Origin of the sequence: Delftia sp. DLF01, assembly GCF_014852125.1 — a bacterium.
Classification (GTDB): domain Bacteria; phylum Pseudomonadota; class Gammaproteobacteria; order Burkholderiales; family Burkholderiaceae_C; genus Comamonas; species Comamonas acidovorans.
Genome location: NZ_JACVAZ010000003.1, coordinates 214,464 through 234,263, shown reverse-complemented (window position 1 = coordinate 234,263; position 19,800 = coordinate 214,464). Strand labels below are relative to the sequence as shown.

The 19,800-nt window shown below is 67.4% G+C and carries 23 protein-coding genes; 8 read left to right on the top strand and 15 right to left on the bottom strand.

What is annotated here, in order from left to right:
- The first annotated feature begins 80 nt into the window (after positions 1 to 80).
- The gene (crcB, locus tag IB269_RS16260) at positions 81 to 467 is read left to right on the top strand and encodes a fluoride efflux transporter CrcB (RefSeq protein WP_099752947.1); all 387 of its coding nucleotides are present in this window, start codon (positions 81 to 83) and stop codon (positions 465 to 467) included.
- A gap of 178 nt (positions 468 to 645) precedes the next feature.
- Positions 646 to 1,203, top strand: coding sequence for an AAA family ATPase (locus IB269_RS16255; protein WP_192367672.1), 558 nt, complete (start codon positions 646 to 648; stop codon positions 1,201 to 1,203).
- Between the two features lie 47 nt (positions 1,204 to 1,250).
- Here IB269_RS16255 and IB269_RS16250 read toward each other — a convergent pair whose 3' ends face one another.
- The 4 genes from IB269_RS16250 to lexA all read right to left on the bottom strand — a co-directional run bounded on the left by IB269_RS16250 (position 1,251) and on the right by lexA (position 4,217).
- Positions 1,251 to 2,222: a FecR domain-containing protein gene (locus IB269_RS16250; RefSeq protein WP_192367671.1), complete on the bottom strand. Its 972-nt coding sequence runs from the start codon at positions 2,220 to 2,222 to the stop codon at positions 1,251 to 1,253.
- A gap of 4 nt (positions 2,223 to 2,226) precedes the next feature.
- Positions 2,227 to 2,703 (bottom strand): sigma-70 family RNA polymerase sigma factor, encoded by a 477-nt coding sequence (locus IB269_RS16245; RefSeq protein WP_043781909.1) that lies wholly within the window; start codon positions 2,701 to 2,703, stop codon positions 2,227 to 2,229.
- A gap of 254 nt (positions 2,704 to 2,957) precedes the next feature.
- Complete coding sequence (locus IB269_RS16235; protein WP_192367670.1) at positions 2,958 to 3,380, bottom strand: hypothetical protein; 423 nt, start codon at positions 3,378 to 3,380, stop codon at positions 2,958 to 2,960.
- 162 nt (positions 3,381 to 3,542) lie between these two features.
- Positions 3,543 to 4,217, bottom strand: a complete 675-nt coding sequence (gene lexA, locus IB269_RS16230) for a transcriptional repressor LexA (RefSeq protein WP_012205399.1) — start codon at positions 4,215 to 4,217, stop codon at positions 3,543 to 3,545.
- 98 nt (positions 4,218 to 4,315) lie between these two features.
- On the opposite strand from lexA, the gene IB269_RS16225 reads away from it, so the two are divergent.
- Positions 4,316 to 5,305, top strand: a complete 990-nt coding sequence (locus tag IB269_RS16225; protein ID WP_192367669.1) for an asparaginase — start codon at positions 4,316 to 4,318, stop codon at positions 5,303 to 5,305.
- Between the two features lie 92 nt (positions 5,306 to 5,397).
- On the opposite strand, the gene adk is transcribed toward IB269_RS16225, so the two are convergent.
- The 6 genes from adk to IB269_RS16195 form a co-directional block, all read right to left on the bottom strand.
- Entirely contained in the window at positions 5,398 to 6,054 is a 657-nt protein-coding gene (adk, locus tag IB269_RS16220; RefSeq protein WP_012205401.1) for an adenylate kinase, read from the bottom strand.
- 264 nt (positions 6,055 to 6,318) lie between these two features.
- Entirely contained in the window at positions 6,319 to 7,110 is a 792-nt protein-coding gene (kdsB, locus tag IB269_RS16215) for a 3-deoxy-manno-octulosonate cytidylyltransferase (RefSeq protein WP_192367668.1), read from the bottom strand.
- A gap of 67 nt (positions 7,111 to 7,177) precedes the next feature.
- Positions 7,178 to 7,360 (bottom strand): Trm112 family protein, encoded by a 183-nt coding sequence (locus IB269_RS16210; protein WP_012205403.1) that lies wholly within the window; start codon positions 7,358 to 7,360, stop codon positions 7,178 to 7,180.
- 64 nt (positions 7,361 to 7,424) lie between these two features.
- On the bottom strand, positions 7,425 to 8,441 hold the full coding sequence (lpxK, locus tag IB269_RS16205; protein WP_192367667.1) for a tetraacyldisaccharide 4'-kinase: 1,017 nt from the start codon (positions 8,439 to 8,441) through the stop codon (positions 7,425 to 7,427).
- Positions 8,442 to 8,454: 13 nt separating this feature from the next.
- Positions 8,455 to 8,880, bottom strand: coding sequence for an ExbD/TolR family protein (locus IB269_RS16200; protein ID WP_012205405.1), 426 nt, complete (start codon positions 8,878 to 8,880; stop codon positions 8,455 to 8,457).
- A gap of 31 nt (positions 8,881 to 8,911) precedes the next feature.
- Positions 8,912 to 9,544, bottom strand: a complete 633-nt coding sequence (locus IB269_RS16195; protein WP_012205406.1) for a MotA/TolQ/ExbB proton channel family protein — start codon at positions 9,542 to 9,544, stop codon at positions 8,912 to 8,914.
- Between the two features lie 147 nt (positions 9,545 to 9,691).
- Between IB269_RS16195 and IB269_RS16190 the strand changes: the two genes are divergently transcribed.
- The 3 genes from IB269_RS16190 (at position 9,692) to IB269_RS16180 (ending at position 12,165) form a co-directional block, all read left to right on the top strand.
- Positions 9,692 to 9,943 (top strand): hypothetical protein, encoded by a 252-nt coding sequence (locus IB269_RS16190; protein WP_139093503.1) that lies wholly within the window; start codon positions 9,692 to 9,694, stop codon positions 9,941 to 9,943.
- Positions 9,940 to 11,265, top strand: coding sequence for an exodeoxyribonuclease VII large subunit (gene xseA / locus IB269_RS16185; RefSeq protein WP_192367666.1), 1,326 nt, complete (start codon positions 9,940 to 9,942; stop codon positions 11,263 to 11,265). The genes IB269_RS16190 and xseA overlap by 4 nt, the downstream gene beginning before the upstream one ends.
- Positions 11,266 to 11,583: 318 nt before the next feature.
- Positions 11,584 to 12,165 carry a Fe-Mn family superoxide dismutase gene (locus IB269_RS16180; RefSeq protein WP_012205408.1) on the top strand — a complete coding sequence of 194 codons (582 nt, stop codon included), beginning with the start codon at positions 11,584 to 11,586 and terminating at the stop codon, positions 12,163 to 12,165.
- A 92-nt stretch (positions 12,166 to 12,257) separates the two neighbouring features.
- Here IB269_RS16180 and IB269_RS16175 read toward each other — a convergent pair whose 3' ends face one another.
- Positions 12,258 to 13,802: an MFS transporter gene (locus IB269_RS16175; protein ID WP_225614162.1), complete on the bottom strand. Its 1,545-nt coding sequence runs from the start codon at positions 13,800 to 13,802 to the stop codon at positions 12,258 to 12,260.
- A gap of 114 nt (positions 13,803 to 13,916) precedes the next feature.
- On the opposite strand from IB269_RS16175, the gene IB269_RS16170 reads away from it, so the two are divergent.
- The gene (locus IB269_RS16170; protein ID WP_034393130.1) at positions 13,917 to 14,798 is read left to right on the top strand and encodes a LysR family transcriptional regulator; all 882 of its coding nucleotides are present in this window, start codon (positions 13,917 to 13,919) and stop codon (positions 14,796 to 14,798) included.
- Positions 14,799 to 14,841: 43 nt separating this feature from the next.
- Here the strand turns inward: IB269_RS16170 and IB269_RS16165 are convergent, their stop codons facing one another.
- Positions 14,842 to 16,062, bottom strand: coding sequence for an MFS transporter (locus IB269_RS16165; protein WP_180317169.1), 1,221 nt, complete (start codon positions 16,060 to 16,062; stop codon positions 14,842 to 14,844).
- Between the two features lie 122 nt (positions 16,063 to 16,184).
- Between IB269_RS16165 and IB269_RS16160 the strand changes: the two genes are divergently transcribed.
- On the top strand, positions 16,185 to 16,781 hold the full coding sequence (locus IB269_RS16160) for a TetR/AcrR family transcriptional regulator (RefSeq protein WP_192367665.1): 597 nt from the start codon (positions 16,185 to 16,187) through the stop codon (positions 16,779 to 16,781).
- Positions 16,782 to 16,833: 52 nt separating this feature from the next.
- On the opposite strand, the gene IB269_RS16155 is transcribed toward IB269_RS16160, so the two are convergent.
- The 3 genes from IB269_RS16155 to IB269_RS16145 are packed head-to-tail and all read right to left on the bottom strand — an operon-like array spanning position 16,834 to position 19,789.
- The gene (locus IB269_RS16155) at positions 16,834 to 17,694 is read right to left on the bottom strand and encodes an isocitrate lyase/PEP mutase family protein (protein WP_154834398.1); all 861 of its coding nucleotides are present in this window, start codon (positions 17,692 to 17,694) and stop codon (positions 16,834 to 16,836) included.
- A 44-nt stretch (positions 17,695 to 17,738) separates the two neighbouring features.
- Complete coding sequence (locus IB269_RS16150) at positions 17,739 to 18,749, bottom strand: Bug family tripartite tricarboxylate transporter substrate binding protein (RefSeq protein ID WP_192367664.1); 1,011 nt, start codon at positions 18,747 to 18,749, stop codon at positions 17,739 to 17,741.
- A gap of 44 nt (positions 18,750 to 18,793) precedes the next feature.
- Positions 18,794 to 19,789, bottom strand: coding sequence for a Bug family tripartite tricarboxylate transporter substrate binding protein (locus IB269_RS16145; protein ID WP_012205415.1), 996 nt, complete (start codon positions 19,787 to 19,789; stop codon positions 18,794 to 18,796).
- Positions 19,790 to 19,800: the final 11 nt, after the last annotated feature.

Genomic DNA, 19,800 nt, shown 5'->3' with positions numbered 1-19,800 from the left:
GGATGGGTCCTGCCGGTGGCGGGGCCATGTCTTGATCCTGCCCGGCACGCCCGTCCCGGTTATTCGATGAAAGGACGGTCATGGGGTTCTACGGTTTCATTCTGGTGTTCGTTGGAGGCGGCCTGGGGTCTGCGCTCCGGCATGGCACGAACTTGCTCGCGCTGCGGCTGGTGGGCAGTGCGTATCCACTGGGTACGTTGGCGATCAATGTGCTGGGTGCCTTCGTGATGGGGGTGGCGGTGGAGTGGTTTGCGCTCAAGACATCGCTGCCGCAGAGTGCGCGGTTGTTCATCACCACGGGCATTCTGGGTGGCTTCACCACGTTTTCGACGTACGCGCTGGAGGTCGGCATGCTGTATGAGCGTGGCGACTGGCTGGCCTCCGTGCTGTATGCGCTGGGCTCGCTGGTGTTGGGCGTGGCTGCGCTGTTTGCGGGGTTGGGGCTGGTGCGCATGGTGGCCCACTGAGACACCGTGATTGCGCTATGCTGTGTGCCATGGCCCGCCTGAACGCAACGCAGATTATTCGCACCATCCATTGGATGGTGGGTTAGCCAGCGGCCTTCAGCGCCATGCAACCCGCCCAGAGGAGGCGGGTTTTTTCATTCCGTCTCCGGGGTTTTCTCAAGCCTTTCAGGAGATGGATATGCAGGTTTCCGAACAGTCCCGGCCCCGTTGCGCAGAATATGCCGATGCCCCTGCCGCCAACGCGCGGCTTGCCACGCTGCACATGGTTTGCGGCAAGATCGGCTCGGGCAAGTCAACGCTGGCGCGGCAATTGGCGGCCGGGCCCGGAACGGTGTTGGTCAGCGAGGATTCCTGGCTGGCCGGCCTGTACCCCGGGGAGATGCAGTCGGTGGCCGATTACGTGCGTTGCAGCACGCGGCTCAAGGGGTTGATGGGGGCGCATGTACAGGCGCTGCTGGACGCTGGCGTGTCGGTGGTGCTGGATTTTCCGGCCAATACCCTGGAGGGGAGGGGGTGGGCGCGCAGCGTGTTCGAGAAAGTGGACGCCTCGCACCGCCTGCATTTTCTGGATGTGCCTGACGAGGTCTGCAAGCAGCGCTTGCGTGTGCGCAATGCGGCAGGCGAGCATCCGTTTCAGGCCAGCGATGAGCAATTCGACCTGATCACGAGCTACTTTGTCGCGCCCTCCGACGAGGAGGGCTTCGACGTGGTGCATCACCCGTATGCGCCGGTCTGAAGTGCCGGCCTGGACAAGAGACTTCGCCACGGCCTCATCCCATCATCTCAGCTTGATCGCGCTTGCACCTCCACCCAATAGCGGGTGCGGCTGCGCAGTTGCAGAGGAAAGCGGCTGACGAGCGCGGCCAGTGCGCGATCCGTGTCATCCACGGGAAAGGCGCCCGAGACAAGCATCCCGGCGACCTCGGCCGAGCAGCCCAGGTAGCCGGGCCGGTAGCGGGCAAGGGCGTCAATCAGCTGGCCCAACGGCATGTCCAGCGCGACCAGTCCGCCTTCATGCCAGCTGGCTGCAAAGGGGTCTGCGGATGTAGGCGGCTGGGTGGCGCTGGACGAGAAGGCGGCCTGCTGTCCGGCCTGCAATTGCGCGGAGGGTGCATCGCTGTCCAGAGGCTGCAGGCGCACGGCCTTTTCCTGCACGGTGACATGGCACAGGCCATCGTCCGCAAGATGGACCGTGAAGCGCGTGCCCAGGGCCAATACGTGGCCTTGCGGGGTCTGCACGCTGAAGGGGCGGCCCAGCGCGTCGGGCTCGGTGGCGACGAGGATGCGGCCACGGTGCAGGCGCAGCAGGCGCTGGCGGTCGTCGAAAACGGTGTCCAAGGCGGTGGCCGTATCCAGGGCCACCAGGGAGCCGTCGGGTAGCGTCAGATCCCGGCGCTCGCCCGTGGCTGTACGCTGGTCGGCCTGCCAGCTTTCCAGTGGTGCGCCTTTCCAGGCCATCCAGGCCGTGGCGCCGCTGCCCAGGCCCAGAGCCACGCCGCGCATCACGGAGCGGCGGGTGGGCGAGGCGCGACGGCCCAGCGCCTGGCGCGCCAGGGGGGCGGGCAGATGCGACAGCTGCGCGGTGACGGATTGCACGCGCAGCCAGGCGCGCTGGTGGGCGGGATCGGCCTCATGCCATTTCTGCCAGTCCTGTTGCAGGCCCGCTGTGGCAGAGGCGCCGCGCAGTTTCACGTGCCAGGCGGCGGCCTCATGCAAGGCGCGGCGGTCGTTGCCTTCCAGATGTCTCTCGCCCATGTGGCTATGCCAGGACCAGGCAGCAATGCTCCATCGCCCGGGTCAGGTAGTTGCTGACGGTGCGCAGCGATACACCCAGGCGCTGGGCGATCTCTGGGTAGCTCAGTTCCTCGAACTGGGCCAGCACGAAGGCTTCGCGAACCTTGGGGGGAAGGCCCTGGAGCATGCGGTCCACATCCAGCAGGGTCTGCTGGACGATGGCCTGCTCTTCGGGCGAAGGCGCCAGCGATTGCGGCAACTGGGCCAGATAGTCCAGATAGGACTGCTCCAGCGTGCGGCGGCGAAACAGGTCGGCGACCAGGCCCCGGGCGATGGTGGCCAGGTAGCGCCTGGGTTCGCGGATGTCCTGCTGCGGCAGGGGCGAGCGCAGCAGGCGCACAAAGGTGTCCTGGGCTAGGTCGGCGGCATCGTCACGGTTTCCCAGGCGTTTGCGCAGCAGGCTTTCCAGCCAGGGATGGTGATTCTGGTAGAGGCTGTGCACGGAGAAGGCTGGGGCGGAGGAGGCGGGCGCAGTGGCAATCGCTGCTGCAAAAGATAATAAGAATGCTTATCAATTATCTTTCAGGCCGGCGCCCCTCCCGCAAAGAGGGCGTCCACTTGTTGCATGTGCGCTACAGGGCAGTGGTGGCCGCCAGCCTGCACCAGCTTTGCGCAGGCCGATTCCTCGTGCGGCACGCGGTCCGCGCCGCCCAGGTTTGTGTCGTGCAAGGTGTGTCGCACACCTTGCATCGGGCCTCAGTTGGCTGCCGGTCCGCCATGCGCCTCCATGCGCTCCAGCGCAGCGCAGACATCGGCCATGCGCCCGGAGATGAACAGGCATTCCGGCTGCTCCTGCGGCGACCGCTGGATGATGCGCAGGCCTGAAGGCTGCTCAGGTGCGGATTGCAGGGCGGGCTGCGTTGGCAGCAAGGGCAGGATCAGCTGGGCATCTCCATGGTCTGCAGCGCGTGCGGCCTTGCTGCGGCGCTGCTGGCTGCGCCGGCGTGCCTTGCTGAAAGAGATCACGTTGGCGGACTCGGGTGCTGCAGCAGGTAATGGCTGGCACGCAGGGGCTTGTGCAAGTGGCATGGCCGACTCCATGGCGGTCGCAGTCAGGCGGATGCCATGTGCCAGGCGCAGGAAGGAAAAAGAAGACAGTGTTGGCAGAGCGAATCCCATGTGACGACTCCTGTTGGCGTGTTTCAAAGAGGCATGGACACAGGCAGGATTGCGGTTTGCGGGCAAAGCTCCGCCCAGGGCGAAGCTCCAAGGCTTCGCGCCTACCACCTGGGCGGTGCGTGAAATGGGGTGAGGCGGCCTGAGAAGGGCCGCCAGTCCGGCTTACATGGACATGCTGTTGCGGATCAGCCCCACGGCCAGGCCTTCAATGGCAAAGGCCTCCTCGGGGGCGACGCGAATCACCGGGTAATCGGGGTTTTCCGGCAGAAGCTCCACGCCCTGCGTGGTGCGGCGCAGGCGCTTGACGGTGACTTCATCACCCAGGCGCGCCACGACGATCTGGCCGTTGCGGGCTTCGTGTGCGGACTGCACGGCCAGCAGGTCGCCGTCCATGATGCCCGCGTCGCGCATGGACATGCCGCGCACGCGCAGCAGATAGTCGGGGCGCGTCTGGAACAGGCTGGGCTCGACGGAATAGGTTTGGTCGATATGTTCCTGGGCGAGAATGGGCGAGCCCGCCGCAACGCGGCCCACCAGGGGCAACATCAGCGGTGCCAGGGCCGACAGCGGCAGTCCGAAGCTGGTGCCGCGCGCGGCATTGATGTTGCGCACGGTGTCGGTACGCAGGCGAATGCCGCGCGAGGTGCCGCTGACCAGTTCGATCACACCTTTGCGGGCCAGAGCCTGCAGGTGTTCCTCGGCAGCGTTGGCGGACTTGAAGCCCAGCGTGTTGGCGATTTCCGCGCGGGTGGGAGGCGCGCCCGTGCGGGAGATGGCGGCCTGGATCAGGTCCAGGATCTGTTGCTGGCGGGCGGTGAGCTTGGGATGGTCGAGCATGGCGTGCGTCCGGTCCTTGAGGGCAGATGGCAGGCTGGGAGGCCATCTGATGATTTATACAGTATCTGTATTTTTAACCAGTTTTCCAAGAGGTGCAAGTGGGGCAGTCAAAGTTGGTGATTCTGGGCACGGGCGGGACCATCGCCGGCCGGGCGGATTCGCAGTCGCAGGGCGTGGGGTACAAGGCCGGGCAGATCACGGTGCAGTCGCTGCTGGAGGCCGTGCCGGACCTGGAGCAGCAGGCGCTGGGACCCGTGCAGACGCAGCAGATCGCGCAGGTGGACAGCAAGGATATGGACTGGCCCGTGTGGCGCGCGTTGCTGCGCGCCTGCACGCAGGCACTGGAGGATGCGGACACACGCGCCGTGGTGATCACGCATGGAACGGACACGCTGGAAGAGACGGCCTGGCTGCTGCACAGCCTGCTGCCGGCCACCAAGCCCATTGTGCTGACCTGCGCCATGCGCCCGGCCACGGCCCTGTTGGCCGACGGGCCGCAGAATCTGCGCGATGCCGTGACCGTGGCTGCCAGCGGCGGGCGCAGCGGCGTATGGGTGGTGGCGGGCGGCGAGGTGCATGCGGCAGCCCAAGTGCAGAAGGTCCATCCCTACCGGCTGCAGGCAATGCGCTCCGTGGAAGGCGGGCCGCAGGCGTTGGTGGAGGAAGGGTGTGTGCGCTGGCTGGTGCCCGATGCGCCGTCCTCCCCCTCCGCACCGTCCACGCGGGCCATGGTGCCTGTGACCATGTCATCTGATCTGCTGGCGCTGGATGAGCTGCCCTGGGTCGAGGTGGTGTTCAGCGGCGCCTTGGCGCGTGCCAGCGGCGTGGATGCGCTGGTGGCGGCAGGCGTGCGTGGCATCGTCGTGGCTGGCACGGGCAATGCGACGGTTCACGAAGGTATGGAAGCGGCCTTGCAGCGTGCCCGCGACAGGGGTGTCTGGATCTGGCGGGGCACGCGCTGCGCTGAAGGCCTGCCCGTGGCCTCGGGCCTTGGGACCAACCCGGCAGAGGCTGATCTGGCGCAGCTGCCTGTGGCAAAGGCCCGGATTGCGATGATGCTGGCGCTGGCAGCACAGCCGCGCGATTGAGCCGGGCGGCGACGCCGGCATTTCTTCAGTTGCTGGCGGTCAACAAAAAAGCACCCGGCGGGTGCTTTTTTCGTTGCGGCACATGGCCTGCATCACTCAGCCAGTGCAGCCAGTGCGCGTTGGGTGATGTCCTCGACCGAGCCCAGGCCGCTGATGGCGCGGTACTTGGGCGCCGCTGCGGCTTCCTTTTCGGCCCATGCGCGGTAGTAGTCCACCAGGGGGCGGGTCTGGCTGCTGTAGACGTCCAGGCGCTTCTTGACGGTTTCTTCCTTGTCGTCTTCGCGCTGCACCAGCGGCTCGCCGGTCACGTCGTCCTGGCCTTCGACCTTGGGTGGATTGAACTTGACGTGGTAGGTGCGGCCCGAGGCGGGGTGGGAGCGGCGGCCGCTCATGCGCTCGATGATGGCATCGAAGGGCACGTCGATCTCCAGCACGTAGTCCAGCTTCACGCCGGCGGCCTTCATGGCGTCTGCCTGGGGAATGGTGCGGGGAAATCCATCAAACAGGAAGCCGTTGGCGCAATCGGCCTGGGCGATGCGTTCCTTGACCAGATTGATGATCAGGTCGTCGCTGACCAGTTGGCCGGCGTCCATCACGGCCTTGGCCTGTTGGCCCAGGGGCGTTCCGGCCTTGACGGCGGCACGCAGCATGTCACCGGTGGAAATCTGGGGGATGCCGTACTTCTGGCAGATGAAAGCGGCTTGCGTGCCTTTGCCGGCGCCGGGTGCGCCCAACAAAATCAGTTTCATGGAAGTCCTTGAGGAGAGTAGAAATTCTTGTCTGCCGGATCGGCCCACCGGGGCGGACAGTCCATGCGTCATATTTTTGTCGCGGGCAAGGATAGCACGCACAGGGCTAACACTGGCTTACACGCAGAGGGCAAAACTGTCGCCTGTGCAATCTCCAAAAACTGCGTTTTGCTGTCCGACAAAACCGCATGTGCAGTTGTGATGTGAATGGCGATGCCGGGCATCGCCATTGGCGCATCTGTATTGGCGTATGCGGGATCGGATTCAGGCGGACAACTGGGCGCGCACCCGTTCCAGGTCTTCGGGGGTGTCAACGCCGGGGCCTGGTGCATGGGGCGTGAGGTGGACGGCGATGCGGTGGCCATGCCACAGCGCACGCAACTGTTCCAGCGCCTCCAGCACCTCGGTGGGGGCGGGAGAAAGCTGTGGGAAGCTGCGCAGGAAACCGGCACGGTAGCTGTAGATGCCGATGTGGCGCAGGGGCGCGAAGCCGGGGTGACCCGGCGCTGCCGCTGCAGATGCAGTCTCCCACCATGCCTGGCCTGCATGTTCACGCGCAAAGGGGATGGGTGCGCGGCTGAAATAGTGGGCCATGCCCTGGGCATCGCAGACGACCTTGACCACGTTCGGGTTGGTGAAGTCGGCCAGGCTGTCGATGGCATGTGTCGCCGTGCCCATGCTGGCCGAGGGCCGCTGCGGCAGCAGGGCGGCCACGGCATCGATGAGGTCGGGAGCGATCAACGGTTCGTCGCCCTGGACGTTGACGACGATGTCGTCGCCATCCAGGCCCAGCAGTTCGCAGGCCTCGGCCAGGCGGTCGCTGCCGCTGGCGTGGTCGTTGCGCGTGAGCACGGCCGCAACGCCGTGCGCGGCGCAGGCGGCGACGATGCTCTCGTCATCGGCCGCGACCACGCAGCGCGTGGCGCCGCTGAGGCCGGCACGCTGTGCCACGCGCACGACCATGGGAAGGCCTGCAATGTCTGCAAGGGGCTTGCCTGGCAGGCGGCTGGAGGCAAGGCGGGCAGGAATCAGAACCGTGAAGGGCGCGGTGGGCATGGTGCGTTGCGGAGATGGTCGAAAGTGCGGGCGCGGGCGTCGTCGGAAATCGGGCCTTGCGGCGCGATCAGTCCTCGAGCTCGTCGTCGTCCAGCGTGCGGGCTTCGGCCTCCAGCAGCACCGGAATGCCGTCGCGCACGGGGTAGGCCAGGCGCGCGCTGCGCGAGACCAGTTCCTGGTGCTCGCGGTCAAAGCGCAGCGGGCCTTTGGTGACGGGGCAGACCAGCAGTTCGAGAAGTTTGGCGTCCATGGCGGATCCTGTGTTTTGGAGGGGGAGGGCGGGCCGTGGCGGCCAGCCAAGACGGTGATGATAGTCAGGCGCGTGGCCTGCGCAGCGCCTGCAGCCGCTGATCCAGCAGCGCCCAGAAATCTGGCGGCAGCTGCAATTGCAGCGCAACGGACCAGGCCTGGGGATGGGTGCGCCACAGCTTGACGGCATCTTTTTCGGTGCAGACCAGCGGGTCGTCATGGCGTCCCAGACGCTGGAAGCTCTCAAAATTATAGTGATCCGGCAGCGCCTGGGCATGCTCCAGCGCCAGGCCCTGTTCGCTGGCCAGCATGGAGAAAAAGCCCTCGGGCCGGGCCACGGCGGCCACGGCCTCCACGGGCCGTCCGCGCAGGGCCGCCAGGGGAATGCGCTCACCGTGCGCATTGACGCCTTCAGCGGCCAGTTGGCGCTGCATGGCAAAGGCGGGCGCATCCGTTGGCGGGCAGGCGCCCGCGTGCAGCACGGCGGTGACGGGGCGCGGCCAGGGTTCGCGCAGCGGGCCTGCCGGCAGCAGCCAGCCATTGCCGATGCCGTCGTCGTTGAAGACGCACAGCTCGATGTCGCGGGCCAGGGCCAGGTGCTGCAGGCCGTCGTCGCTGATGACCACATCCACCTGGGGATGGCGGGCGCGCAGGGCCTGGACGGCCTCGATGCGCTTGCGGGCCACAAAGACCGGCACGCCGCTGGCACGCGCCAGCAGCGCGGGCTCGTCGCCCACATCGGCGGGGGCGCTGTCGGGCGTGGCTTCGCGGCAGTCGTCCGTGCTGCGGCCATAGCCGCGCGAGACGATGCCAGGGCTCCAGCCGCTGTCCCGCAGATGGCGGGCCAGGGCGAGCGTGACGGGGGTCTTTCCGGCGCCGCCCGCAATCACATTGCCGACGACGATGACCGGAATGCCGGCCTGGCCTGCACGCCTTAAACCCAGGGCGTAAGGCAGCCGATGCAGGCCCAGCAGGGCGCGGTATAGCAGGGACAGGGGAAGGAGCGCGCAGGCCAGCGGGCCGCGGTGGCGCCAGGCCGCGCGAAGCCCCCGGGCTGCGGGGGCGGGGCCATTCCCGGGCATGGAGGCCTTGCCCTCAGCGCCCGGCGCTGGCCGAGGTCTGCGTGGCAAAGGTGATCTGGGACAGTCCGGCGCGGCGCGAGGCTTCCATCACCGACACCACGGACTGGTGCGGCGCGGTGGCGTCGGCGCTGATGATGACCACGCTGTCCTTGCCGGCAACGGCCGCTGCGGCCAGTGCCTGGGTCAGGCCGGTGACGCTGCGGTCTTCCACGGCGGTCTTGTTAATGGCGTAGCGGCCGTCGGCGGCGATGGCGACGATGATTTCGCGGGGCCGGTCGCGCTGCTGCTCGACATCGGCCACGGGAAGGGTCAGCTGCAGCTCGGTGAACTTGCTGTAGGTGGTGGACAGCATCAGAAAGATCAGCACCACCAGCAGCACATCGATGAACGGGATCAGGTTGATCTCGGGCTCGTCACGGCGGCGGGGACGGAAGTTCATGGCAGGTCTCTCGCGTGCGGGTTCTGCGGGTTCACTTGCCGCCGACGCGCACCAGGTGGCGCACGAACTGCTCGGAAGCCAGCTCCATGCCCAGCAGGTAGCCATCGACGCGGGCGCGGAAGTAGCGCCAGAAGATCAGCGCCGGAATGGCGACGATCAGGCCGAAGGCCGTGTTGTACAGGGCGATGGAGATGCCGGCCGCCAGCTGTGCCGGGTTGCCGCCGCCGGTGGCCGATGCGCCGCCTTGCGAGCCGAAGATCTCGATCATGCCGATCACCGTGCCCAGCAGGCCCAGCAAAGGCGCGGCAGAGGCGATGGTGGCCAGCGCGCTCAGGTGCTTTTCCAGCGTGTGGGCAGCAGCGCGGCCGGCGCCTTCCATGGAGGCGCGAAGCTCTTCTTCGCTGCTGTCCGGATGGGCCTGCAGGGCGCGCAGTCCGCTTGCCAGGACTTCGCCCAGCGTGGAGTTCTGGGACAGCTGCTGCACGACTTCCTGGCTGGGCAGGCCGCGCGAGGACACGGAAATCGCCTCGCCCAGCAGGGCGGGCGGCGCTACGCGGGCCGTTTTCAGCGCCACGAAACGTTCAAAGACCAGGGCCAGAGCCAGGATGGAGCAGGCAATCAGTGGCCAGATCGGCCAGCCTGCGGCTTGTATGATCGACAGCAAGTTGTTTTCCCCCCGCGTTTAACTGCAGCCGACGATTATGGCCCAGCCATATGGCCGGTCCAGGCGTCTCGTGTCCGCGATCGCCTGAAAACTGTGACCCGGCGCAGCATCCAGGCAACGGGCGGCTCCCCATATTCGGGATTTTGGATGGTCGCTATAGCACAAATTTCTGTGGATAACTTTGTTATCAAGCGGGTTGCGCAAACGCCGCTGCGGCGGCGAATGGACACTGTGACAAATGTGAATTCTTTGTTGCAGCAAAAAAATCTTTATGAATCAATTGCTTGCGAGGTGTTTTTGAGAGTGCTTCTGCAAATTGCCGCCAAAGTGCCTGCTCGGGTCTGCATCCGCCTGCCTGTGGAGAATGTTGCACTGCATGCAGACCGGGAGGCCGCATGAGTGGTGCATTCGGCGCAATGAACCCAGCAGCGGCGCCGCTGGTCTGGGAAGTCGGCGCGCTGTGCCGCGCCGTGAGCGACGCCTTGCAGGCACGCTTCAATCCGGTGGCGGTTCGCGGCGAGATCAGCGGCTTTTCGCGCGCTGCCAGCGGGCATTGCTACTTCAGCATCAAGGACGCGGGCGGGCAGATCCGCTGCGCCATGTTCCGGCGTGCGGCCCAGCTCATGGATTTTTCGCCGCGCGACGGCGAACTGGTCGAGTTGCGGGGCCGGCTGGGCGTCTACGAGCAGCGTGGCGACCTGCAACTGGTCGTCGAGAGCATGCAGCGTGCGGGCCAGGGCGCCCTGTTCGAGCAGTTCCTGCGGCTGAAGGCGCAGCTGGAGGCCGAAGGCCTTTTCGACGCGGCCCGAAAGCGCAGCCTGCCGCCGCTGCCGCGCGGCATTGGTGTGGTGACTTCGCCGGGGGCTGCTGCGCTGCACGACGTGATCACGGCGCTGCGCCGCCGCGTGCCCCATATCCCCGTGGTGCTGGTGCCTGCCCTGGTGCAGGGCGCGCAGGCGCCGGCCTCCCTGATCGATGCGCTGCAAAGGCTTTATGGCCTGGCGCAGGAAGGCGCGGGCTCGGTTGATGGCGCGCCGCCCATCGACACCATCTTGCTGGTGCGCGGGGGCGGCTCCATTGAAGACCTTTGGGCCTTCAATGACGAGCGCCTGGCCCGCACCATCGTGCAAAGCCCGGTGCCGCTGATCAGCGGCGTGGGGCACGAGACCGATTTCACCATTGCCGACTTCTGCGCCGACCTGCGCGCGCCCACGCCCACGGCGGCGGCCGAACTGGTGAGCCAGCCGCGCGAGGTCTGGATGGGTGCGCTGCAGCTCATGCAGGGCCGCCTGGAGGACGGTGTGCAGCGGCTGCTGGACCGCCAGCAGCAGCGCCTGGACCTGGCAGCGCAGCGCCTGGGCCGGCCCAGCGAGCAACTGGCCCGCAGCCGGCTGCAGCTCAGCCGCCAGGCCCAGCGACTGCGCCATGCCATGCAGTTGCGGCTGCAGCGCATGGACCATGCGGGGCAGGGCCTGCAGGCGCAGTTGCCTGCCGGCATGCGTCGCGGCCTGGACAGGCGCGCGGATCACCTGGCGCGCATGGAGCTTCGCCTGCAGCTGCTGGACCCGCGCCTGGTGCTGCAGCGCGGCTATGCCCTGCTGACCGATGCCGAGGGCCATCCCGTGACCGAGGCGCGCAGCGCGCCACCGGGCACGGCCTTGCAGGCACAGCTGGCCGACGGCAGCCTGGACCTGGTGGTGACGCAGCCGCGCCTGCTCTGAACTGCGGCGCCCTGGGTGCAGCGTTCGGCGTGCAGGGAGTGGCGGGCGGCAGGCAGTATCCGTGTAGGCCGATTGGCCGGATCAAGGTCAATTCACATCCACCCCCGCAGCAGCGGGCCAAGATGGGCCATTTGGCGCGCGCTTTCGCCGCAGGGTCACGAAGTTGTTCCTACAATGCCCGTTCGGGTGCGTGAGGGCCAGGGCTCGCAGCAATGCGTGCAGTGCAGGCCCCGCGCGACGGTCACGGCAGGCGCTGCAGGCGCTCTGCGCAACAGGTGCTGGCCCGTCCTAAAAGATTTCAACCACGAAGGAAACACCATGGAACATACCTTGCCCCCTCTGCCCTATGCGATTGACGCGCTGGCACCCCACTACAGCCAGGAAACGCTGGAGTACCACCATGGCAAGCACCACAACGCCTATGTGGTGAACCTGAACAACCTGCAAAAGGGCACCGAATTCGAAAACATGACCCTGGAAGAGATCGTCAAGAAGTCTTCCGGTGGCATCTACAACAACGCAGCCCAGATCTGGAACCACACCTTCTTCTGGAACTGCATGGCCCCCAACGGTGGCGGCGAGCCCACCGGCGCACTGGCTGACGCCATCAACAAGAAGTGGGGCAGCTACGCCGCCTTCAAGGAAGCCTTCGTGAAGTCGGCCGTGGGCAACTTCGGCTCTGGCTGGACCTGGCTGGTCAAGAAGGCCGACGGTTCGGTGGACATCGTCAACACCGGTGCTGCCGGCACGCCCCTGACCACGGAAGACAAGGCCCTGCTGACCGTGGACGTCTGGGAACACGCCTACTACATCGACTACCGCAACCTGCGTCCCAAGTTCGTCGAGACCTTCCTCGGCCAGCTGGTGAACTGGAAGTTTGCCGAGCAGAACTTCGCCTGATCGAAGCGCAGGTACGACGTGTGCACGCCATGTGCACGCAACGCAAAAAGCCCCGGACGGGGCTTTTTGCTTTTTGAGAGGAAGGCGACGGCTCAGCGGCGCTGAGCGCGCAGCCGCCAGCCTGTCCACAGTGCCGTGCAGACCAGCAGCAGCGTGGCGCTGGCGATCACGGCGCTGAAACCCTGGCCGAAGGCCGTGCGTGCCAGCTCGGTCAACTGGTGCGCGGCCTGGGGCATCAGCTGATCGGCGGCCAGCAGGGCTTCGTCCAGGCTGTCGCGCACGGAGTCGGGCAGGGCCAGGCCCAGGCCCTCCGGCAGGTGCAGTGAGCCTGCATAGACGGCCGACAGCAGGCTGCCCATCAGCGTCACGCCCAGGGCGCCGCCCAGCTCGTATGACACCTCCTCGACCGAGGCCGCCATGCCGGCACGATCCGCGGGAGCGCTTTGCATGATGGTGCTCGACGCCGTGGTCATGGCCGCGCCTATGCCCAGGCCCAGCACGGCCAGCGCTGCCGCCTGCGGCCACCAGCCCATTTCGTGGACCAGCAGATAGCCGCCCATGCCCAGGCCCGACAGCAGCAGCGCTGCCGGCAGCATGCGCGCGCCGCCCAGGCGTGGCAGCCAGTGGCCTGCCACGGGGCCTGCGACAAAGGCGGCCAGCGGAAGCGGCAGCACGGCCAGGCCGGCCTGCAGTGGCGACAGTCCCTGCACCAGTTGCAGGCGCTGGCTGAACACGAGCTCCATGCCGATCAGCGCGGCCGCTGCCACCAGGGCCGAGGCCACGGCCGTGGCAAACGCCGGGTTGCGGAACAGCGCAAAGTCCAGCAGCGGGTCGCTGCTGCGGCGCTGGCGCCGCACGAACAGCGCGAGAAAGCCCAGGCCCAGCACCAGGGCCACGGCGGCCAGGGCCCAGTCGGGCGACTGTTTGCCGGCTTCCTTGATGGCATAGGTGCTGCCCACCAGGCCTGCCATGACCTGCAGTGAGCCGATGAAGTCCCAGGGCCGCTGCGCGGTGGCCGTGCCTGCGGGAATCAGCCAGCCGGCCAGGGGCAGGGCGAGCAGCACGATGGGCACATTGATCAGGAACACCGAGCCCCACCAGAAGTATTCGAGCAGCAGCCCGCCCACCACCGGCCCGAAGGCCGCACCGCCCGAGGCCACCGAGGCCCAGATGCCGATGGCCAGCGCGCGCTCGCGCTCATCGGCAAAGCTCAGGCGGATCAGGGACAGCGTGGCCGGCATCATCATGGCCGCGCCCACGCCCAGCAGCGCGCGCGCCGCAATCAGCAGGGCGGGCGAGGGCGCAAAGGCCGCGCACAGCGATGCCACGCCGAACACGCACAGCCCGGCCATGAACAGCCGCTTGTGGCCGAGCCTGTCGCCCAGCGTGCCCATGCCCAGCAGCAGGCCGGAGACCACCAGGGCATAGATATTGACGATCCACAGCTTGGCCGAGGCCGTGGCCGCCAAGTCATGCGTCAGGCGCGGCAGTGCCGTGTAGAGCACCGTCATGTCGATGACGATGAGCAGCAGCGCTACCGAGACGATGGCCAGCACCAGCCAGCGGCGCGGATCGGCCGCCTGGGATTTTGGAAGATGCCCCGCAACGGGGTTCTGGGTTTGCGTTGTGAACGCCATAAAGCACCTGTTTGCCCCGGGCCTTGTGGGCCAGGACTTCCTTCTTGATGAAAACCACAGTTTCCATCAATGAAATGATTCATCAAAGTTTGATTCCATCCATAAAATTGATGGATGGAATGGACACTCGACAGGCTGAAGCATTTCGTGGCGGTGGCCGAAGCCGGCACCATGACCGAGGCCGCCCGTCGCCTGGGGCGTGCGCAGTCGGCCGTGAGCACGGCCATCGGCCTGCTGGAAGCCGACCTGGGGCTGGAGCTGTTCGACCGCGTGGGGCGCCGCGTGCAGCTGACGGCGGCAGGGGAGGTGATGCTGCTGGAGGCCCGGTCCCTGCTGCACCAGGCCCAGGCCATGGACCACCGCGCCCGCGCATTGGCCGCAGGCGGGCAGGCACGCCTGGCCGTTGCGCTGGACGAGGCATTGCCCTATGTGCCGCTGGCCCAGCTGTTCAAGGAGCTGGCGGCGCGCTTTCCGGCCATGGAGCTGACCGTGCTGAACGGCACGGCCTCCGAAGTGGCCGAGCATGTGGCGGCGCAGCGTGCCCAGGTCGCCTTCCAGTTCGACCGAGCGCCTGCGCCGGCCACCTGCGCCCAGCGCCATATCGGCAGCGTGCCGCAGACCATTTGCGTGGCCAAGGGCCATGTGCTCGATGGCACGGCGGCCCTCACGCGCAGGCAACTGGCCGCGCACCGCCAGTTGCTGATGCACATCGAGGGCGTGGAGGACACCGTGCTCAGTCCCGCCGTCTGGCGCTCCAACAGCTTCTATGTGATTGCCGACATGGTGGCCGACGGCCTGGGCTGGGCCATCCTGCCGGTCAATATTGCCGAGTTCGGCGACCTGCGCCCGCATCTGCGGCAACGCGCCTGCGAGGGGCTGGCGCTGCCGCCGCTGACCGTGCGCATGCTGTGGCTGGAAGGGCTGGCGCCCGGGGCCGAAGCGCTGTGGATGCGCCAGCGCCTGGCCGAGCTGCTGGCCCTGATGGCCACGGCCTGAGCGGCCTGAGCAGTCTGGGCTGGCGCGGGCGTTGCGGCCGTGTTCAGGTGCAGGCGGCGGCTGCGTCTTCGGCGGGCTGGCTCTCTTTCGCTCGTGCCTGGCGTGCGGCCAGCACGCCCAGGGCCCACATGGCGACACCGGCCAGCAGCGCCACCACGAAGGAAATGCGCGCGCCCCACAGGTCGGTGGCCCAGCCTGCGGCGGCCGCGCCCAGGGCCACGCCCATGGCAATGCCCGTCAGCAGCCAGGTCATGCCTTCGGTCAGGCGCTGGTGCGGCACCTGCTGCTCCACCAGGCCCATGGCCACGGTGATGGTCGGCCCGAAGGTAATGCCGGCCAGCAACACGGCCAGGGTCAGCGTGAACACATTGGTGGCCAGCAGCAGGGGCACGGCGGTGATGCAGACCGAGGCGCCCACCCAGGCAATCTGGCGGTGCAGCGGCGCCTTCAGGCGCAGCGTGCCGAACACCAGTCCCATCACGCAGGACCCCAGCGCATAGAACGACAGCACGATGCTGGCCGCCGCCGGCTGGCCCTGCTGCGTGGCAAAGGCCACGCTGGCCACGTCGATGGTGCCCACGATGATGCCCTGGGCCAGCATGAACAGCGCCAGCGTGCGCACCACGGGATGGCGGGCCAGCGACTGCTGGCGCGTGCGCTGCTGCGATGTGTCCACGGGCGGCTCTGTGCGGCGCTGGGCCACGAACAGCGCCACGCCCACCAGCAGCAGCAAGGAGGCGGCCAGCGGCCCGGCCTCGGGGAACAGCACCATGCTCAAACCCACCGACAGCGGCGGGCCGACGATGAAGCAGACATCGTCCAGCACGGCCTCCAGCGCATAGGCCGTCTGCAGCTGGGGCGTGCCGCGCAGCAGCACGGTCCAGCGCGCACGCACCATGGCCGGCATGCTGGGCAGGGCGCCCACCAGCGCTGCCAGCACCAGCAGCAGCCAATCCGGCCCCTGCCAATGCGCGCAGGCCAGCAGCGCAAACATGGCGGCAGCACTCACGGCCGCTGCCCAGGGCAGCACCTTGCGCTGGCCATGGCGGTCCACCAGGGCCGAGATGCGGGGCGCCAGCACCGCAATGGACAGCGCAAAGCAGGCCGCGACCGCGCCGGCCAGCGTGTAGGCGCCGCGCTGCTGGGACAGCATGGTGATCAGGCCGATGCCCGTCATGGAAAGGGGCAGGCGGGCCAGGAGACCGGCCAGCACAAAGGCGGCCGTGCCGGGCCGGGTGAACAGCTGGCGGTAGGCGTGGAACATGGAAACCTCGGAAAACGGACAGGCCGCTGCAATCACATACGCGGCGTATGTCAGCGATTCTACGGGTTGCCCATGACGCGCCGTATCATTGGCATACGTTTTGTATGTGAATGGAGTGCGCCATGCGCAAAAGCCGGGCCAGCATGATCGAGGAGACACGCGCCAAGCTCATCGAGGCTGCGCGCGAGGCCTTTGGCAGCCAGGGCTATTCCCAGGCCTCCATGGACGAATTGACGGCCAATGCCGGCCTGACGCGCGGCGCGCTGTACCACCATTTCGGTGGCAAGCCGGGCCTGCTGGCCGCCGTGGTGGCGCAGATGGATGCCGAGATGGACGCACGCCTGGAGCAGGTGCTGGCCGACCATGCCGACCCCTGGGAGGGGTTCCTGGCCTACTGCCGCGCCTACCTGGCCATGGCGCAGGAGGGCGAGATACGCCGCATCGTGCTGCAGGATGCGCGCGCCGTGCTCACGGGCACGGACCAGGGCGAGCAGCACCGCGCCTGCATCGCCTTCGTGGCCGGCTACCTGGAGCAGCTCATGGACCGCGGCGTGATCGTGCGTGCCAATCCTCTGGCCATGTCGCGCCTGCTCAATGGCTGCCTGGTGGAATCCGCGTTCTGGATTGCCGAGGAAGGGGCGCCCCCCGAACGCCTGCCGCAGGCGCTGCAGGCGCTGGAGTTGACGCTCAAGGGGTGGAAGGCGCCTGCGAGGGGCTGAGCGGCTGAGCGGCGCTGTGCCAGCCCGCCCTCGCTCGAACTTCACTCGTGCTTCACTCGTACTTCTTTTCCAGCGCATCCCAGAACGGCTTGTTGACCAGGCGCTGGCGCTCGGCAAAGGGGGCGACCACAGCGGGGTTCTCGTCCACCCTGCGCTCGTTGCGCAGTTGGCCCAGCGCCTTTTGCATGCCGGCCACGGCGCCTTGCAGCGCCGCGTTGGCATACAGCACCAGGCCATAGCCCAGGTCTGCCAGCTCGCCCGCGTCGGTGATGGGCGTCTTGCCTCCGATCACCATGTTCATCAGCTGCGGCGTGGACAGGCGCTGGGGCAGGGCGCGGATTTCTTCGGCCTGGGTCACGGCCTCGACAAAAAGGATGTCGGCTCCCGCCTCGGCAAAGCGCTGGGCGCGCTCCACGGCGGCCTCGAAGCCTTGGGTGGCGCAGGCATCGGTGCGCGCCATGATCAGCGTGCCCTGGTCGCGGCGCGCGTCCACGGCGGCCTTGATCTTGCCCAGCATCTCGTCGGTGGAAATCACTTCCTTGCCATTGAAATGGCCGCAGCGCTTGGGGCTGATCTGGTCCTCGATCTGGATGCAGTCGGCGCCTGCGCGCTCCAGCGTGCGCACGGCGTGGTAGGTGTTGAGCGCGTTGCCGAAGCCGGTGTCGGCATCGACGATCAGCGGCAGATCCACCGCATCACGGATGCGGGCCGTGTGGTCGGCGATGTCGGTCAGGCCCATGAAGGCCTGGTCGGGCAGGCCGAACCACATGTTGGTCACGCCGGCTCCGGTCACATAGATGGCCTCGAAGCCGAGATCGGCCACGACGCGCGCGGACAGCGCGTTGAATGCGCCGGGCACGAGCACGCCGCGGCGCGCTTCGGCCAGGGCCTTGAGTTGTTGCTTGGTGTTCATGGATGGTTCTGTCGAATGGGAAAAAGCGATGCGCGGGCTGGCGCTCAGTCCAGCGTGATGTTGGCGTTCTTGATCACCGGGCCCCACTTGGCGCGCTCGGCCTCGATGAACTTGCCGTAGGCCTGGGGCGTGCCGCCCATGACCATGCCGCCCGTGTTCTCGATCATGGCGCGCACCTCGGCGTCCTTGAGTGCCTCGTTCACGGCCTTGTTCAGGCGCTCGATCACGGCCGGCGGCGTGCTGGCCGGTGCAATCATGCCCAGCCAGTTGTATGACTCGAAGCCCTTGATGCCCGCCTCATCCAGCGTGGGCACGCTGGGCAGCACCTTCAGTCGCTGCTTGCTGGACACGGCCAGCGCCTTGACCTTGTCGCCCTGGATGGCGGGCAAGGCCGCATAGCCCATCTCGAACATGAAGGCCAGGTGCCCGCCCATCAGGTCGGTGGCTGCCAGCGCGCCGCCCTTGTAGGGCACATGGACCATGTCCGTGCGCGTCTGGAAGGCCAGCAGCTCGCCCGACAGGTGGTGGGCGCCGCCCACGCCCGATGATCCATAGGTCAGCGTGCCCGGCTTGGCCTTGGCTGCAGCCACCAGCTCGGCCACGGTCTTGAACGGCTGGTTGGGCGCCGTGGTCAGGATCAGCGGCGCCTCTTCGATCAGGATGATGGGCTGCAGGTCGCGGGCGGCGTTGTAGGGCAGCTTTTTCATCAGCATGGGATTGGTCACCAGCGGACCTGGCGAGCCGAAGCCGAAGGTATGGCCGTCCGCGGCTTTGGCAATGGCATCCGTGCCCGTCACGCCGCCCGCGCCGCCGCGGTTGTCGATCACGATGGGCTGGCCCAGGCTCTGGCCTATCTTGTCGGCGATCTTTCGGGCCCGCGTATCGGCAAAGCCGCCGGCCGCATAGGGCACGATGAGCTTGATGGGGCGGGAGGGCCAGGCATCTGCGCCCTGGGCCACGGCGGTGGCGGGAGCGGCGAGCAGGGCCGCAGCGGCGGCGGTGGCACTCAGGGCCAGCCCCAAGCTCAGGCGGAGGGTGTTGCGGCGGGTATTCATGGTGTCTTGTCTCGGTTGGGATCCGTGGTTGTGGCGGGAGCGGCTCACTTTTCCTGCATCTTCGCGGCCTTGACGATCTCGCCCAGGCGCTTGCGCTCGGCATCGGTGAATTTCACGAACTCGGCGCGCGTGCCGCCGATGGGCTCGATGCCCAGGCCCTTGAGCTTCTCCACGGTGGCCGGCTCCTTCATGGCCTGGTCCACGGCGGCGGCCAGCTTGTCCAGGATGGCGGGCGGCGTGCCCTTGGGTGCATGGATGCCGGCCCAGTGCGCGATCTGCAGCTCGGCAAAGCCCTGCTCCACGGCGGTGGACAGCTGCGGATAGGCGGAGATGCGCTGCGTCCAGGTGGTGGCCAGGGCCTTGAACTTGCCCTCATTGAGGATGTGGGGCAGGGCGATGATGCTGGCCTCCGACGTGCCCTCCACCTGGCCGCCCAGCACGGCCGTCGTGCTTTCCGATCCGCTCTTGTAGGGCACGGGCTGCAGCTGTGCGCCGTACTTCACGTTCAGCATCTCGGCCACGAAATGCGGCGTGCTGCCCGTGCCGGCCGTGGCGAAATTGAAGCCCTGGCCCTTCTTCGATGCCTCGACGAAATCGCGCAGGTTCTGGTAGGGCGCGTTCTTGGGAACCACGATCACCGAAGGCGCCAGTCCGATCATGGCCACGGGCACCAGCGCATCGTCCTTGAACGGCATGGTCTTCTTGATCATGCTGTTGGAGATCACGCCGGCCGCGCTCACCAGCAGGGTGTAGCCATCGGGCTGGGCCTTGGCCACGATGTCGGCGCCCACGGTGCCGCCTGCGCCGGGCCGGTTGTCGATGACCACGGGCTGGCCCAGGATTTTGGACGCACCTTCGGCGGCCGAGCGGGCCATCAGGTCGTTGGCGCCGCCTGCAGAGAACGGCACCACCAGGCGGATGGGGCGGGTGGGCCAGGCATCGGCGGCAGGCGCGGCAAACGACACGCCGGCCAGCGGCAGCACGGTGGCAAGCAGGGCGGCCAGGGCGGTGCGGCGGGGCAGGCGGGATGGCTGGTGCATGGGGAGTCTCC